The 16,402-nt window shown below is 63.9% G+C and carries 16 protein-coding genes; 8 read left to right on the forward strand and 8 right to left on the reverse strand.

Going from position 1 to position 16,402, the window contains the following annotated elements:
• Positions 1-147: 147 nt before the first annotated feature.
• On the forward strand, positions 148-1,398 hold the full coding sequence (locus WDS16_RS16365; RefSeq protein ID WP_338886283.1) for an acyl-CoA thioester hydrolase/BAAT C-terminal domain-containing protein: 1,251 nt from the start codon (positions 148-150) through the stop codon (positions 1,396-1,398).
• On the opposite strand, the gene WDS16_RS16370 is transcribed toward WDS16_RS16365, so the two are convergent.
• From WDS16_RS16370 to WDS16_RS16380, 3 genes are all read right to left on the reverse strand, one after another.
• On the reverse strand, positions 1,388-2,179 hold the full coding sequence (locus WDS16_RS16370) for an ABC transporter permease (RefSeq protein ID WP_338886284.1): 792 nt from the start codon (positions 2,177-2,179) through the stop codon (positions 1,388-1,390). The genes WDS16_RS16365 and WDS16_RS16370 overlap by 11 nt on opposite strands.
• The gene (locus tag WDS16_RS16375; RefSeq protein WP_338886285.1) at positions 2,176-3,144 is read right to left on the reverse strand and encodes an ATP-binding cassette domain-containing protein; all 969 of its coding nucleotides are present in this window, start codon (positions 3,142-3,144) and stop codon (positions 2,176-2,178) included. The genes WDS16_RS16370 and WDS16_RS16375 overlap by 4 nt, the downstream gene beginning before the upstream one ends.
• Positions 3,145-3,304: 160 nt before the next feature.
• Positions 3,305-4,621, reverse strand: a complete 1,317-nt coding sequence (locus tag WDS16_RS16380; RefSeq protein ID WP_338886286.1) for a PQQ-binding-like beta-propeller repeat protein — start codon at positions 4,619-4,621, stop codon at positions 3,305-3,307.
• A gap of 101 nt (positions 4,622-4,722) precedes the next feature.
• Between WDS16_RS16380 and WDS16_RS16385 the strand changes: the two genes are divergently transcribed.
• Complete coding sequence (locus WDS16_RS16385; RefSeq protein ID WP_338886287.1) at positions 4,723-5,097, forward strand: VOC family protein; 375 nt, start codon at positions 4,723-4,725, stop codon at positions 5,095-5,097.
• Positions 5,098-5,110: 13 nt separating this feature from the next.
• Here the strand turns inward: WDS16_RS16385 and ilvA are convergent, their stop codons facing one another.
• Entirely contained in the window at positions 5,111-6,331 is a 1,221-nt protein-coding gene (gene ilvA / locus WDS16_RS16390; protein WP_338886288.1) for a threonine ammonia-lyase, read from the reverse strand.
• On the reverse strand, positions 6,328-7,470 hold the full coding sequence (locus WDS16_RS16395) for an NAD(P)/FAD-dependent oxidoreductase (RefSeq protein WP_338886289.1): 1,143 nt from the start codon (positions 7,468-7,470) through the stop codon (positions 6,328-6,330). The genes ilvA and WDS16_RS16395 overlap by 4 nt, the downstream gene beginning before the upstream one ends.
• Positions 7,471-7,642: 172 nt before the next feature.
• Between WDS16_RS16395 and WDS16_RS16400 the strand changes: the two genes are divergently transcribed.
• Complete coding sequence (locus WDS16_RS16400) at positions 7,643-8,686, forward strand: alpha/beta hydrolase (RefSeq protein ID WP_422395836.1); 1,044 nt, start codon at positions 7,643-7,645, stop codon at positions 8,684-8,686.
• Positions 8,687-8,696: 10 nt separating this feature from the next.
• Here WDS16_RS16400 and WDS16_RS16405 read toward each other — a convergent pair whose 3' ends face one another.
• A complete protein-coding gene (locus WDS16_RS16405; protein ID WP_422395678.1) occupies positions 8,697-9,707 on the reverse strand; it encodes an alpha/beta hydrolase in 1,011 nt (336 codons plus the stop codon).
• Positions 9,708-9,938: 231 nt separating this feature from the next.
• Between WDS16_RS16405 and WDS16_RS16410 the strand changes: the two genes are divergently transcribed.
• Genes WDS16_RS16410 through WDS16_RS16430 form a run of 5 tightly spaced genes read left to right on the forward strand, consistent with a single transcriptional unit; the run spans position 9,939 to position 12,451 of the window.
• Positions 9,939-10,436: an Asp23/Gls24 family envelope stress response protein gene (locus WDS16_RS16410; protein ID WP_338886291.1), complete on the forward strand. Its 498-nt coding sequence runs from the start codon at positions 9,939-9,941 to the stop codon at positions 10,434-10,436.
• Entirely contained in the window at positions 10,433-10,732 is a 300-nt protein-coding gene (locus WDS16_RS16415; protein ID WP_338886292.1) for a hypothetical protein, read from the forward strand. The genes WDS16_RS16410 and WDS16_RS16415 overlap by 4 nt, the downstream gene beginning before the upstream one ends.
• Positions 10,729-10,908, forward strand: a complete 180-nt coding sequence (locus WDS16_RS16420) for a DUF2273 domain-containing protein (protein WP_338886293.1) — start codon at positions 10,729-10,731, stop codon at positions 10,906-10,908. Before WDS16_RS16415 ends, WDS16_RS16420 begins: the two co-directional genes overlap by 4 nt.
• The gene (locus tag WDS16_RS16425) at positions 10,908-11,840 is read left to right on the forward strand and encodes an Asp23/Gls24 family envelope stress response protein (RefSeq protein WP_338886294.1); all 933 of its coding nucleotides are present in this window, start codon (positions 10,908-10,910) and stop codon (positions 11,838-11,840) included. The genes WDS16_RS16420 and WDS16_RS16425 overlap by 1 nt, the downstream gene beginning before the upstream one ends.
• The gene (locus WDS16_RS16430) at positions 11,837-12,451 is read left to right on the forward strand and encodes a hypothetical protein (protein WP_338886295.1); all 615 of its coding nucleotides are present in this window, start codon (positions 11,837-11,839) and stop codon (positions 12,449-12,451) included. The genes WDS16_RS16425 and WDS16_RS16430 overlap by 4 nt, the downstream gene beginning before the upstream one ends.
• Here the strand turns inward: WDS16_RS16430 and WDS16_RS16435 are convergent.
• Positions 12,394-14,880, reverse strand: a complete 2,487-nt coding sequence (locus WDS16_RS16435) for a polynucleotide kinase-phosphatase (protein ID WP_338886296.1) — start codon at positions 14,878-14,880, stop codon at positions 12,394-12,396. The two genes, WDS16_RS16430 and WDS16_RS16435, sit on opposite strands and share 58 nt — an antisense overlap.
• Complete coding sequence (locus tag WDS16_RS16440) at positions 14,877-16,262, reverse strand: 3' terminal RNA ribose 2'-O-methyltransferase Hen1 (RefSeq protein WP_338886297.1); 1,386 nt, start codon at positions 16,260-16,262, stop codon at positions 14,877-14,879. Before WDS16_RS16440 ends, WDS16_RS16435 begins: the two co-directional genes overlap by 4 nt.
• Positions 16,263-16,402: the final 140 nt, after the last annotated feature.

A 16,402-nucleotide genomic window follows, 5' to 3' on the forward strand; every position in this document is an offset into this window, starting at 1 on the left:
CGCTAGGTTGCACGCGAGTAGGTGTCATACGAAGCCCTCGGCCAGAAGTACCTGGCCGGGGGCTTTGTCGATCGCGGCGAGACAAATCATCCGGTATGGATGAGCGGATGGACGGTACCCGCGAGGGATCTATCGCACACTTGACTCATGGAACCCGTCTCACTTCAGGTCGACCCGGTTTCAGGACCGATAGACGGCCCGACGGTGTTTCGCGCACATGGAGTCGCACCCGGCCTACCCGTCCATCTCGATGTCGCCGTCGTCGACGCGAACGGTCACCGATGGGTGTCACACCAGGACTACCCGATCGACGCCGATGGCCTACTGCAGATCGATGATCCCGACCGGCCGTGGTGGAACATGATTTTCGTCGACGAGGGAGTTCCGCCGGTGACGTTCGCGGGTTCCGACGAGGGCCTCGACTTCTCCGTGTCGATTCACGCACTCGAAGGGTCGTCGAGCACGACCGTCCGACGAACGTGGGGCGACGCCGTCGTGCGGCAGGACCTCGCAGGCGATGGGTGGAGGCTTCGGATCTATCTCCCTGACACGGACACCGATATCTCACCGGCCGTCATCGTCGTACCCGGCACGACCGGCGCTCGACCTGCCGCACCGACGGCGGCGCTGCTCGCCTCGCACGGGTACGTCGCGGCCGTGCTGGTGTACATGGCCGAGCCCGGGTTGCCCGAGAGTTTTCAGGAAATACGTCTCGAAGCGATCGCCGACGCCATGGCGGCGTTCGCCCAGCACGAGCACGTCGACCCCGAGAACATTGCGGTGTTCTCGGCATCTGTCGGAGTGTCGGTCACCCTCGCCACACTCGCCTACATCCCGTCGATCTCGGTGCGCGCCGTCGTCGCCATTGCTCCTGCGCACGTCGTGCTGCAGGCGCTGGCCGATGGACAGCCACCTAAGACATCGTCACTCACATTGGACGGAAAGCCACTGTCCTACATGCCGATTCGCGCCGACAAACTCGTCGGTCAGATGCTCAGAACTGCATCGCGGCGGTTATTCTCGCGCGCGCCGACATCGCGCGCACTGAAACTCCGGCCTGCGTACGAAGCAGGTCTGCGCGACGACGCGGCCGTGTCTGCGGCGGCAATTCCCGTCGAGAGGATCGATGCGCCGATCCTCGCTGTAGCCGGTGTTGCGGACCAATCGTATCCAGCGGATCGAATGGCGCGAGCCCTCATCGCTCGACGAGGTCGAGACACCGATCGCCTGCTGATCCTGCCCAACGCCGGGCACTTCCTCAGGCCCCCCGCAACCCCGACCACAGTGGACCGCAACGACAGCATCGTCTCCGGTGGCACTCCGGCCGGGACCGCGAAAGGTCAACGTCGGATGTGGACCGAAACGCTGAGGTTCTTCGAGGACAATCTCAGGCGGTGAGGGTTCTTTCGTACTTGCGGACCGAGAGCGGTACGAAGATGACGAGGAACAGAACTACCCAGATCAGTGTGTAGAGAACAGGATTCTGCAACGGCCAGGCTTCCGGTGGCGGCGCCAACGGATTGGTGTTTCCGAACAGTTCGCGTACGGCGAGCGTCACAGAGGAGATCGGATTCCATTCGGCGATGGTCTTGAGGACGGTCGGGAATCCGTCGATCGGAACGAACGTGTTGGCGATGAACGTCAGCGGAAAAATGACGATGAACGACGCGTTGTTGAAGATCTCGGGTGAGCGCACCGTCAATCCGACGAACGCCATGACCCACGAAATCGAGTACGCGAAGAGCAGCAGTAGTACGTAGCCGGCCAGCGCTTCGAAGAACGACGACGTGATGCGCCACCCGACGATGAGACCGGTGATGGACATGATCGTGATGGTCACGATGTTGTTGCCCACGTCGGCCGCGGTACGCCCGATGACGACCGCAGAGCGGGCCATCGGCAGCGACCGGAACCGATCCATGACGCCCTTCTGCAGGTCTTCGGCGAGCGAGGATCCGGTGATGGACGCGCCGAAGATCATCGTCTGAACGAAGATGCCTCCCATCAGGAAGCTCTTGTAGTCGACGCCGGGAATGTCGATCGCACTGCCGAACACGTAAGCGAAGAGAAGCACGAACATGATCGGTGACAGGGTCGCGAAGAACAGCAGATCCGGAACTCGCTTGAGCTTGATCAGGTTCCGTTTGGTGATGATGAGGGAATCGTGAAGAACACTCATTTCGCTTCCTCCACTGGTGCGTCTTCCTCGGTGGCGTGGCCGGTCAGAGTGAGAAATACGTCGTCGAGATTGGGGCGCCGCAGACCCACGTCCACGACCTGGATACCTGCTTCTTTCAGCTGCACGAGAGCGGTGGTCAGATCGTCGGCACCGCCGCTGACGGGCATGCCGATACGACGCGTCTGCTCGTCGTAGGACGGTTCGTCGAGTCCGATCGGGGCGAGTAGCGCGAGCGTGCGATCCTTGTCCGACGCGTCGGTGAGAACGAACTCGAGGCGTTCGCCACCCACCTGAGATTTGAGGTGGTCGGCTGTGCCCTCGGCGATGATCGACCCCTTGTCCAGGACGATGATCTTGTCGGCAAGCCGGTCGGCTTCTTCCAGATACTGCGTGGTCAGCAGGATTGTCGTCCCGTCCTGGACCAGGTCGGAGATGAAGTCCCACATCGCGTTTCGGCTGCGCGGATCGAGGCCGGTGGTCGGTTCGTCGAGAAAGACGACCTTGGGTCGGCCGATGAGACTGGCAGCGATATCGAGCCGCCGCCGCATTCCACCCGAGTACTGCTTGGCCGTGCGGTCCCGGGCGTATTCCAGATCGAAACGAGCCAACAGCTCGCCGGCGCGCGTTCTCGCCTCGGCCTTCTTCAGACCGAAGAGGCGTCCGACCATCTCCAGATTTTCGTACCCGGTGAGATACTCGTCCACGGCCGCGAACTGGCCGGTCAGTCCGATGGACTTTCGAACCTCGTTCGGCTTGTCGCCGACGTCGATGCCGTGCACCTTCGCCGTTCCCGATGTCGCCTTGAGCAGCGTCGCCAGAATACGAACCGCAGTGGTCTTCCCGGCACCGTTCGGACCCAGCACGCCGAGGACCGTTCCCTCCGGCACAACGAAGCTGATCCCGTTCAGAGCCACGTTCTTGCCGTACTCGAGTACTAAATTCTCGACTTCGATGGCATTCGCCATGATGTAAGTTCCCCATTCCAGTAGAGCGGTCGAAAGTTCAGACTCGAAACCTGTCGAAGATTAACCGCTCCGGATCGAACCTGCCGTCCACAGATCCTTCGAGCAGCGCCCAGGAGGGGATGGTACTGGGCAACACCGACATGTTCGCTTCGGTCGTCCCTCAGCGTGTGGGAGCCCACACCGTCGAACCGTTTCGGTCCGATACGGTCAGCACTCCAGCGACCTTCGCTACGGACATCTCACGTGGATCCGCCCCTGCGGGCCACGGCACCGACCACATCATCGTGCCGTCCGAGGCGCGGATCGCATGCATACCGGTGTAGTCGCCGAACACGTAGTGCTCGCCGTCGGTCGTACCCGCGCGCGCCCAGTACGCGTCCGGCCATGGCGTCGTCCATGTCGTCCGACCGGATTCGAGGTCGATACCCGAAAATGTACGGGTCTCCGACGATCGCACGATGACCGTTCTGCCCACCACGGCAAGCACCGCAGAGTTGGCGCCCCCGTTGTTTTCCAGCGTGGCCGGGTTGCGCCACAGCTCGGCCCCGGAGTTCGGGTCGTATGCACCGTCACCGAGGAACAGAGGAAGGTCCTCCTCCCCGATGTTCGCCCACGGCTGTGGTGAGAGTCCGAACGTTGCGACGGGTACCTCGGTACGGATCTGCCCCATCCCGTCGAGGATCACCTCGCGTAGCGAGCCATCCGGGTTACGAGTCACATTGGCGTACAGCTCGTTCCCCAGAGGAAGCGGATTTTCACCCGCAAACGTGAAACGAGGTTCACCCGAGTCGATGTCGATGATCTGGTGCGTGCCGCTGGAGTAGACATCGACGATTCCCCGATCCGGAAACGCAGCAGGTGACGCAGGCTGTCCAGGCACCGGCGACGGAAAGCTCGCATGCCAATGTGCGTCGAGATCGGTCAGTGTTCCGCGGTGGATCGTGGACAGCAACATGTCCTCGCTTCTGGCCGACACGTATCCCACGCCTGCCGCCGCCCGCACGTGGTAAACGTAGAAGTCGGTGGCGATGTCGCCCAGGATGCGTCCGTCGGTGATGTCGAGATACACGACGCGATGGTCGCCGTAGCAGGCCAGCACGGTGTCGTCGATCTCTTCCGCGCACTGCCGAACCGGCCCGATATCGCGGAGCCACAACCGTTCTCCACTGCTTGGGTCCAACGCGAGAACCCTCAGGCCGATCGGATTCTGCGTGTAGTCACCGTCGGCCAGCCCAACCAACATGGGCGCGGCGTCACCCGGGATCATCGGTAGCGCGAACCCGCGCGCATGCGTGACAGTACCCCGCGCCGCAGGATCGAGTCTCCAGGCAGGCGTCGGTGCAGTCGCGAAGTCTCCTGCGCCGAAGCGTGCGTCGACCACGTCGCCCGACGATCGAGGAGGTGACTCTTCGGCGGTACAACCGGCGATGAGTCCCGCCACCACGACAAGCCCCGCAATACAACGTCCGGTCTTCACCACGGTCACTGTACTTCTATTGCGCCATTTCTTGCGCCGACGTGCGAGCTCGGTTAACGTTCGAGGCGAGCCCCCGACGGGCCTAGCAGAAGGCATGAAATATGTCGATCACGTTCAATCACACCATCATTGCCACCACGAATCCACAGTCGACGGCGCAGTTCTACCTCGACGTTCTCGAAGCGACCGAGGCTCCATCATGGGGGCCGTTCGTCAACATCCTGCTCGACGACAAGGTGATGTTGCAGTTCGCGAGTCCGCCGTTCGAGTATCACCCACAGCACTATGCATTCCTCGTCGACGACGCCCTGTTCGATCGGGCCTACGACCGAATCCGGACCCGCGACATCGAGCACTGGGCCGATCCACAGCGCACCCGACCAGGTGAAACCAACACCGAACACGACGGGCGGGGCGTCTACTTCCTCGACCCAGGCGGAAACTATCTGGAATTGATCACGCGGGCGTACTTCTAGCTTCTCGACACCTCTAGCTTTCGACCGTGACCGCATACCCGCTGGCTGCGAGCGCATCGAGCACGTCCTGACGATGCGCCGGGCCGCGGGTCTCCACCGTCAACATGACGTCGACCTCCTCGAGCCCCAACTGCCCGCCGGTACGAGAATGGACCACATCGACGACGCTGGCGCCGAGCTTCTTGACGACGTCGAGCAGACTGAGCAGGCCACCTGGCCGGTCCGAAATCGTCACGCGCACGGCAAGGTAACGACCTGCGGCACGCAACCCGTGCGTGATGACGTGGGTCAGCAACAGTGGGTCGATGTTGCCGCCGGAGAGAATGGCGCACACCGGACCGTCGAGCATCAGGTCCTCGCGCGTCATCAGCGCGGCGACGGCCGCTGCGCCTGCCGGTTCGACGATGAGCTTGGCGCGTTCGACACACAGCAACAGCGCGCGGGACAACGCGTCCTCGGAGACGGTCACGATGTCGTCTACGAGGTCGACGACATGGTCGAACGGCACGCTGCCCGGCAGTCCGACGGCAATACCGTCGGCCATCGTCGACATCGATTCCGCGGCGATCGGGTGGCCCGCCTTCAGCGATGCCGGCCATGCCGCGGCGCCCTCCGCCTGCACTCCGACAACCCGCACACCTGGCTTGTGCAGGTGAACCGCAGCGGCGACGCCTGCGAGCAGCCCACCTCCGCCGGTCGGTACGACGATGGTCCCGACGTTCGGCATCTGCCCCAGCAGTTCGGTACCCAATGTCGCTTGTCCGGCAACGATATCCGCGTGATCGAACGGGTGAATGAGAACCGCACCGGTCCGGGCGGCGAACTCACGGGCGTGACCGAGCGCCTCGTCGACCGTCTGACCGACCAGGGTGATCTCTGCCCCGTACGCCTTGGTGGCGACGAGCTTGGGCAAAGACACACCTGTCGGCATGAAGACGGTCGAGGCAATACCCAGTTCCGATGCCGCCCAAGCAACTCCCTGCGCATGATTGCCTGCACTCGCCGCGACGACACCGTTTTCGCGGTCGGCGGCAGACAGTTTCGCGATCCGGTTGTACGCACCCCGCGGCTTGAAAGATCCTGTGCGCTGCAGGTTTTCGCACTTGAGCCGCACTTCGACGCCAGTGAGGTCGGACAGAATTCGCGATGCAACCACCGGGGTGCGGCGTATGACCGGCCCGAGCAGAACTTCGGCGTCGGCGATGTCCTGAGCGGTGAGGAGACCGCCGCTCACGTAGGCTGACCGATCTTGGCGCGCATCTTCATGACTGCACCTGCTTTACCTGCACCGACGACTGCAGTAAGAATTCCGTCACGGACGTAGTATGCCAGGAATTTTCGACCGTCGTCCTCGATGATTTCAACGGTATCGTCGGGCGATGGCGATCCGAGGGCCTGAATCTTCAGCTCGTACTGGTCACTCCAGAAGTAGGGCACGACAGCACGCGTTGCGCCCGGCTCTATACCGAGCAGGGCAGGCCCCATGACCTTGACCTGGTCTGCGACATTGCTCCAGTGCTCGACCCTCCGGACCGTCCCATCCACTGTCCATCCCGCCACGTCGCCGACTGCCCACACGTGCGGATCACTGGTCCGTCCTGTTGCGTCGGCAAGGACGCCGTTGCCGATCTCGATTCCGGAGCCATCGAGCCAGTCCACCACCGGCGTCGATCCGACGCCGACCACGACGGTGTCAGCTTCGATCTCGGTGCCGTCGGTCAGAAGCACGTGCGTCACCCGCTCGGCGCCACAGATCGTATCCACGCCGACACCGGTGCGCAGGTCCACGCCCTCCGCGATGTGCATGCGACCGACGAGGGCACCGACGTCTTCACCGAGAACCGACGCCAACGGAGTGGACTGAGGTTCGACGAGCGTCACGGCCACCCCGAGATGCCGAAATCCCGCGGCCAGTTCGCACCCGATGAAGCCTGCACCGATCACCACGGCGTGAGTGCTCGAGATCGCGGCGCGGCGCAGCGCATCGGCGTCGTCGCGCGAGCGGAGGACGTGGACACCTGGACGCTCCGGCACCGAGGGCAATTGCCTGGGTCGCAGTCCGGTGGCGACGACCAGTCGGTCGTAGTCGATCCTCGTACCGTCGGCGAGCTCGAGAACACGGTTCACCGGATCGAGCGCCGTCGCGGCCGAACCGAGGCGCAGTTCGATGCGATGCTCGTCGAAGTACCCCCGCGGCTCGAGGGTGGTGTCCTCACGTTCTCCGCGAATCACCTCCTTCGACAGCGGTGGTCTGTCGTACGGAAGGTGGGTCTCGTCGCCGACGAGCACGAGCTCGCCGTCGTACCCCAATTTGCGCAGCTCCTGCGCGCTACGAAGCCCAGCCAGTCCGGCACCCACGATCACGATCGTCATGAAAGATCTCTACCAGAGATGCGCGAGTGAACCGGCGGGGGCACGTCGAAGTCCGTGCGTTGACGTATCGTCCGGTCAGCAGGTGGCGGGTGAGAAGAGATACGAGACTTAGGGTGGGAAATTGAGACGCAGGGTGTTCGGCCGCTCTCGACGGATTGCGATGACCGGCGTCATGGCGGCGGCGGTGGCCTCCACCACCGGCGTAGGCATCGCCGCCGCGGACGAGTTGTCGACCGACCCCATCATTGCCTCGAATGCACTGCTGGCCGACCCAGTTTCCGCCGACGGCTCGAAGATCGTCTCCGAGTCGATCGCCGGACGCACTCTCACCCTGCAGGTGTACTCGGCCGCGATGGACAAGGACATCTCGGTGACGGTGCAGCGCCCTAAGGACGCCTCGGTACCGCGGCCGGTGCTGTACCTGCTCAATGGCGCCGGCGGCGGCACCGACGATGCGACGTGGCTCGAAAAGACCGACGTCGGCGACTTTCTCGCCGAGCAGGACGTCAACATGGTGATGCCGGCAGGGGGAAGATTCGCCTACTACACCGACTGGAAGCAGGACGATCCAGTTCTCGGTCGCAACAAGTGGCGCACGTTCCTACTCGACGAACTGCCTCCGCTCGTCGACGCGGCACTGGGCACCGACGGCGTGCAGGCGATCGCTGCCAACTCGATGACGGCCACTTCCGTGCTGCAATTGGCGATCGCGCGGCCCGGCTTCTACTCGGCCGTGGCCGGATACAGCGGATGCGCGCAAACGTCCGATCCGGTCGGTCGGGCGTTCGTCGAACTCGTCACCGAAACATGGGGAGGTGGCGATGTCCGCAACATGTACGGCGAACCCGACGATCCAGCCTGGGTAGACAACGATCCCGTCGTCAACGCAGAAGGTCTGAGGGGGTCGAAGCTGTACATCTCCAGCGGCAGCGGATCGCCTGGCCCCTACGACATGTTCGACGATCCGGCCACCTTCGATCCCACGACCGAGAACATCGCGAAGCAAGTCGGCGTCGCCAACCAGATCGTCCTGGGCGGTGTCATCGAGAGCGCGGTCAACTGGTGTACCCACAACCTGCAGGACCGTCTCGACGAGCTAGCGATACCGGCTACGTTCGACTTCGATCCCGTCGGCACCCATTCGTGGAGCTACTGGCAGGACGCCTTCTACAAGTCCTGGCCGCTACTCGCCAGCGGTCTCGGCGCTGGCGAGTAGCGGACTTCGGTCAGATACCCATCCCCTTGGCCAACACTGGCCAGGAATCGTGCAGGGCCTGCTCCCAGTACGGCCAGTAGTGTGTCCCGACCGGCGGGAACTGGTAGGTCGCCGGGATACCAAGGGAGTCGAGCTTGCTCTGCAAGTTGTGCGAGCAGTAGTTCGTTGCGCCCTCGATGACGATGCCGAGGCCCAGGTTCACGACACCCTGCGGTCCTTTGCCTTCGGTGTAGTACCGCACGTCCTCCGGCTGCGGAACCCCGCTACCGCTGGAGATGTAGAGGTTGGTTCCGCGAAGCTTCTCGGCGTTGATGACCGGGTCGTTCGCTGCCCATGCTGGATCGTTGTCGGGGCCGTACATGTTCACGGTGTTGCCGCCGGCCCATGTCTCCACCGACAGTTTGACGAATTGCCTACCCAACGGGTCGGCGATCTGTGCACAGCCGCTGTACGCCGCAACGGACTTGAACAGTCCGGGCTTCGCCTCGGCCATCTGCAGCACTGCGGTCCCGGAAGTGGACAACCCGGCAAGCGAGTTCAGCCCCGTCGAACCGAGGGTCTCGTCGAGGAGCGGTGGAAGCTCCTGAGTGAGGAAGGTCTGCCACTTGTTCACTCCGAGAGCGGGATCTTCCTGCTGCCAGTCGGCGTAGTAGCTGCCGCGGCCGCCGATCGGAAGAACGACATTGACCTGCTTGTCGGAGAGAAAGGTCAGCGCGTCCGTCTGCTGTTGCCAGCTCGCCGTACCCTCGCCCGCGTCGAGACCACTCAGCAAGTACATGTTCGGTGCCGGCTTGGATTCGTCGACGGGACGCTGCACCTGGACGGTGATGTCCTTGTTCATCGCCGCCGAGTACACCTGCAGATTCCAGGTGCGGCCGTCTTTCGCGACCGACGAGACCGACGATGCAGTTCCTGGTTCTGCCGCAGCGACGCCACCGAAAGTGGCGAAGGTCAGGGCTGCGGCCACGGCCACTGCCGTATTCCGCACCGCCGCTCGTTTACGTAGCGAAGAAAGCCTCATTGCGCAGTCGATTCCAGTCCACGGGCCGCCGTCGGCTCCGTCGTAGCAGTTGTTCCCCAACCCAGCGTCGTGGTTGCGGCTGACATATCCATCGATACCTTATGTCTTCATCCGCGAACTGTTCGTTACTGGTGCGAAATCCGACGCGCGAACGTGATGAACGAACGAGGCGTAGGCAATCGGCGTCGAGACAGGCATGCCGTCGGCCTGGATCCGTCTACGATCGATTCCATGAGCACTGACCCCAGCTTCGCCGCAGCCGCCCCGGCAGCGCTGACCACCACGCAGGGTCGGACGATCATCGCCGACGCGGTGGTAGCCAAGATCGCAGGTATCGCCACGCGCGAGGTCGACGGGGTCTACGACGTCGGCGGCGGCACCGCGCGCGCCGTCGGCGCACTGCGCGACCGCATCCCAGGAGCCCGCGTCAACCACAGTCAAGGCGTCGCCGTCGAGGTGGGCGAGAAACAGACGGCCATCGACATCGGCATCGTCGCCGAGTACGGCGTGGCGCTCCACGAACTCGCCGCTGCGATCCGCCGCAATGTCATCTCCGCAGTCGAAGGCATGACCGGGTTGGAGGTCACCGAAGTCGACATCACCGTCTACGACGTCATTCTGTTCGACGAGACCGAACAGGGCCTCCGGGTCACCGGGCAGAATTCCCGCGGCCCGGGGCAAGCCACGCACTCGGGCGAGGGCACCGACGTTCGTCGCCGGGTTCAATGACCGCCCATCTCGCCGATGCCGATCTGGCCGATGTCGTCGCGGCGACGACGTTGACGGTGTCCGGCGTCGCGGCGATGCACGGCGGCCAGTTCGGGGAGATCGCGACGTATCTGCCGGGCCGGAAAGTCGTCGGAATCCGCATCGATTCGGAGCAGTGCGACATCCATATCAGCGCCGCGTACCCATCCGACGTCAACGGAGTTGCTCGCGGTGTTCGCCGAGCCGTACAGCCGCTCGTGTCCGTTCCGATCTCGGTGACCGTCGAAGACATCATCGATCCAGGGAGTACGTCATGACCTACACCTTCGTCGGATTGCTCACCGGATTGCTGCTGGCCCTCGCCGGAATCATCGGTGGGTTCAGCGGGTTCGTCCTGGCCTTGTTCCTCGGGGCGGTCGGGCTGGCTCTCGGCGCCCACTTCGATGGCCGATTGGATCTGACGTCCCTGCTACGCAGCCGTGGCCGTGGTTGATGACCGACGTCGATACCGGTGGACCCGGCACGCTCGTCATCAAGGAGCGGGTCATATCGCGAGTCGCGGTCGCTGCGGCTCTGACAGTCCCGGATGTAGTGCGACAGGTCGGCGGAATGTCGCGGCTGACCGGACGCGACCTGCCCCGCGCCGATGTCTCGGTCGGTGAACACTCCGCCTCGGTGAATCTCTACATCGCGGTGCAGTGGCCGTCGCGGATTTCCGATGTCGCACACGCAGTCCACGACGAGGTCGCGCGGGCGCTGGACGAAATCGTCGGTCTACCCCTGCACCGCCTCAACGTTGTCGTGGCCGGAACATCACCGAGAAGCGATGCCCAGAGCCCGATCTCGGAGAACACGCACCCAGTTCTTCGACCGAGGCCGCCGACCGCGAGTCCGGCGGCTCACTACGCCGCGGTCGTCTTGGCGGTCGCACTACTCGGCGTAGCCTTCGTCGCCGGCCGTGAATTCTTGATCGTCCACGGCACCATCGTCGGCGCTCCGTGGATCGCCAATACCGTCGAGTGGATCGCCGATCTGCATTGGGCCACCTGGATGATCGCCGGCGCTGCCGGGTTGATCTCGGTCGGATCGATCCTGGTGGGGATGGGGCTCACGCCTCGCTCCAAGACTCATACGGGTGTCCGGTCCCCGAGTTCACCGTCACCCATGGTGTGGCTGCGCCCCACCGATGTAGCCCGAATGTGCAGCGATCACGCCGGAAACGTCCCCGGTAGCGAATCGGTGCGGACGACGGTGACCAAGAAGAAGGTGACGGTCGAGGTGCGACGCGTCGCCAGTGGTGACGATGCGATCCTGACCGAGTCGGTGCGCGACGCCGTCGCACCCGTACTGGCAGTACTCGCGGACACCAGAAAAGTGCGAGTCCGCCTACTGCATCCATCCGGCGTCGGGGAGACTCGCTCGTGAAGCGCGCGACAGCGGCCGTCGACCGTCTCCTCGTGGTGCTGCTCGGACTCGCACTCGTCGGCGCTGGAGTCTTCGCTCTCGGGTGGTATTTCGACGTGCCGATCGCCTTGAAGACCCTGTCGCGATTCGACCGCGACATCTTCGCCGGCTTCCCGATTCAGAGCTGGTGGGAAACCGCTCTCGCTGCCACTGCGGTGGTGTGCACGCTCGTCGCGGTCGCCTTACTGATCGGCAACCTGTCGCCGCGCCGGACCGGAACGGTGCAGATCTTCTCCGACGACGCTCTTGCCGTCCGAGTCGATCTCGGTTCCCTCGCACGCGGGGTCGCAGCTGATCTCACCGATTTTCCTGGCGTGGAGTCCGCACGTGGGCGTGCGATCGACGACTGCGGAACCGCGACTCTCGCGGTGACCGTGCAGACGTCCCCCCACATAGACATCGACGCCCTCACCCGCCACGCCGAACTGAAGGCGCAGTTCGTAGCCGATTCGATGGAGGGTGGGGACGTCGCTCTCCGTGTCCAGGTCCATGTAGGCGCGGCTTCGCCCCTCGCTCACAACCGCGGATCCACCGGCTCCGACTCCATCGCAAGCACCGCGAACACTGCCTGATGCACGCGCCACAGCGGCTCCCCGCGAACCGCTCGCTCGAGGGCTTCGACGCCGAGAGCGTACTCACGCAACGCCATCGACTGCTTGTGCGCGAGGTTCCGATCACGCAACGCGGTCAGGGCGTCCGGTTCGGTGTAGTCCGGGCCGTAGATCAACCGTAGGTAGTCACGACCGCGAACCTTGATGCCCGGCTGCACTTTTCCGGTCGGTCTGTTCGCAGCAGGTTTGACGACCATGCCCTCGCCGCCGTCCGACGTCAGGTCCTCCCACCACCACGCACCGTTGGCCACCGATTCCTCGGATGCCAGATCGACCACGATCCTGCGGGTCGTAGTGAACACGTCCGGACGCGCCTCGGCCAGACGGTCCGCAACTCCGAGGTGCCACAGGTGCGGCCTGTCCACGTGTACTCCCCTGTCCGTCGCCAGGATCTGGAACGGAGCCAGCGATACGCCGTCGAGACCGACCGTCGGCCAGACGTAACCGCGGTAGGCATCGGTGAACTTCGCAATCCCGTCGCGCCGTCGGCTGTTTCGCTCCTGCCGATCCGCTACCGACAGACCTCGCGCGGCCGCTCGCTCCAACACTGAGCGCTCGGCTTCGAGGTCGGCCCGCGCAGCCGCCCCTACCGACGCGTACTGGGTACGGATCAAACCCTCCGCCTTGACGGACCACGGCATCAGCTCGCAGTCGACGATCACCCATCGGGCGTCGAGCTCTTCCCACATTCCCGCTGCGGCGAAACCCTCGTCGGCTGCGGTAACCAACTCGCGGGTGAGACCGTCGTCGAAGACCTGTCGACCGGTGCGGGTGTAGGCGATGCCATCGCCACCGCGGTGAAGGACGAGCACGACCCGCGAGCCCATGTGCTTCTCCTCGCAGATCACCTCCGTCACCCCCACCCGTCGGTACGCGTCGAACGCCTCGGTCGGATACTCGAGGTAACCGTCCCGAGTCGACGACGGACACGGCGCCATCGTCGGCGGCAGATACTTCAGCCACTCGGGGGCGACGGCGAACCGGCTCATCACTTCGAGCGCACCGGCCGCATTCTCGGCGCGAATGCTGACGCGTCCGCGCAGAGATGTCTCGACACCCGTCGGTCCGAGGACATCGCTCAGATCGAGTGAATTCTCCTCTCGTACGAACTGATTCAACGGCTTCGCCGGCGCATACCACTGCTTCTCTGCCGGAACGGACACGATGTCGCGCTCCGGGTAACGCAACGCCGTCAGCTTCCCGCCGAACACGCAGCCGGTGTCGAGACACATCGTGTTGTTCAGCCACTCGGCTTCCGGAATCGGAGTGTGCCCGTACAGAACCATGGCCGAACCGCGGTAGTCCTGTGCCCACGGGTATCGGACCGGCAGACCGAACTCGTCGGTCTCGCCGGTGGTGTCACCGTACAGCGCAAAACTACGAACCCTGCCCGACGCCCTGTTGTGGTACTTCTCGATCAGCCCGGCGTGTGCCACGACGAGCCTCCCGGAGTCGAGAACGAGGTGCGCAACGAGTCCGTCGCAGAACTCCAGTACTTCACGGCGGAACTCGTCGGTCTCCGCGGCAAGTTGCGCGAGGGTCTCGGCCAGGCCGTGCGATACGTTGACCTTTCGGCCACGCAGCGCTTGCACGAGCTTGTGTTCGTGATTTCCCGGAACAGCAAGTGCGCCGCCGCTACCGACCATTCCCATGACGAGCCGTAGAACGCCGGCAGAATCCGGTCCCCGGTCGACGAAGTCACCGAGGAACACGGCAGTTCGGCCGTCCGGCGGTACTGCGCCGATTGCACGTCCGTCATCATCTCGCCGCACTCGATAGCCGAGCGTTGTCAGCAGCGTCGTCAACTCCCCGAGGCAGCCGTGGATATCACCGATGACGTCGAACGGGCCCTCCGTCGTCCTCCTGTCACTACGGAGTGGGGTCCGGACGAAGGTTGCCTCGGTCACCGCGTCGGTTCCGTCGAGGACGTGCACGGCACGGAAGCCTTCCTTCGACAGACCACGCATCGACCGCGTCAGCTGCTGGTGCTGCCGACGCAATACATCGCGGCCGAACGATCGGTCCTCGCGCGCGGCGTTGCGCTGCGCGCACACCGATTCCGGCACATCCAGCACAACGGCTACCGGCAGCACGTCGTGCTCGCGAGCGAGCTTGACGAAAGCCTTCCGCGCGGCGGGTTGTACGTTCGTGGCGTCGACTACCGTCAACCGTCCAGCAGCGAGGCGTTTGGCAACGATGAATTCGAGCAGCTCGAATGCATCCTTCGTCGCGCTCTGCTGGTTGGGGTCGTCGCTCACGATGCCCCGACAGGTGTCGCTGGATACCGTTTCGTACGGTCCGAAATGCTGTGCAGCAAAGGATGATTTGCCGGATCCGCTGATGCCGACCAGGACCACGAGCGAGAGGTCCGGAAGTTCGTACTGCGTCATACCGCGTCCTCTCTTCTGGTGAACACTGCCATCTGGGTTGGTGCGCCGTGTGCGTCGTCGACGGGACCGACGCTCGCATAGCGCACGTCGTAGCCGCCGTCGTCGGCTGTTGCATTCGCCCATTCCCGGAATTGGGCGCGAGTGAATTCGAACCGGTGATCAGGGTGACGGAATGCGCCTGCGGCCATGCCGTCGTACAACTGGTTGTATTCGCTGTTGGGTGTTGTGACAACCACTGTCGCGGCTCGCGCTTCTCGAAACACCGAACGTTGCAGTGCCGCAAGTCGATCCGGATCGACGTGTTCGATCACCTCCATGAGCACCATCGCGTCGAACCCCACGAGCCGCGAGTCACGGTAGGTGGCAGAGGACTGAAGAAGCTCGATCCGCGCCCGCTGTCTATCCGGCAGATCGGCAAGGCGTAGCCGGCGCTGCGCGGAGTCCAGCGCACGTGCACTGACATCGACTCCGACGATCTTCTCGAAGCCATTGTCCGCGAACAACTCTCGTAGAAGCCGACCTTCCCCGCAACCGAGGTCGACGATACTCTTCGCACCTGCAGCCTTCAGCTCGCCCAGAACAGCAGTCGCTCGCAGTTCACCGAGACTCGGATCCCGCGGCATCGGTTCGCTTCGGTCCGCATCCGGAACCAACCTCTCCACCACCGATGCGACAAGCTCGCGGCGGTGCTTGAGGTACCGCTCGGTGATCAGTGTGATGTGCGGGTGTTCGGCAAGCCAATCCCCCGCTGCTCGAACGAGTTTGTCTGCTTCCTCCTCGCCCACCCAATAGTGCTTGACGTCGTCGAGCACAGGCAGCAGGACGTACAGCTGTCTGAGTGCCACCGACACCGTCGCTCGTCCGGTAAGCGTGAGGTCGATGTAGATCGAGTCGCCCCAGTCCGGAATCTGCTCGTCCAACGCGCGCGGCACGGCCTGGACCGTCCAGCCGAGCGGTCCGAACAGTTCCGTGGCAAGCTCGCTGCCACCGCGGCACGGGACGGACGGCAGGTTGATCGTCAGGTTCAGCGGAAGCTCCGGCAACTCGGGCCGGGCCGTGCATACACCGGACATCGCCTGCTTGAACACCCGTGAGAGCGCTACCGCCAGCATCGACGCTCCCGCATACGGACGGTCGTTGACATAGCGGCCGAGTGCGAATTCGCTCGACGAGTATCGAGGCTGGGTTCGCCCGAGCTGGACCGGATCGACATCGAGAAGCAGTGCGACACAGGTCGATTCCTGTCCTGCCTCCGGGTACAGCACAGTCGCCGATCCGACCGACAGCCCGAAGGTCTGCACCTTGTCGGGGTGCTTGTGCAACAGGTACCCGAGATCGGTGGAGTCCGTGAAATCGGCTGTCGCATCGGCGGTCAGAGTCATGAGCACATTTGCCCACGCTACGGGACGGTCGGTTCAGGCGCGCGCGGTTTATTTGCGGCTCCGCCTCCAGTGGCGTGGTTAAGCGTCCTGGGGTGCACTCATCCGTGCCACTGGGGGCGGAGCCCCTGATGCCACTGGGG

This window comes from Rhodococcus sovatensis (genome assembly GCF_037327425.1).
Lineage (GTDB): Bacteria > Actinomycetota > Actinomycetes > Mycobacteriales > Mycobacteriaceae > Rhodococcoides > Rhodococcoides sovatense.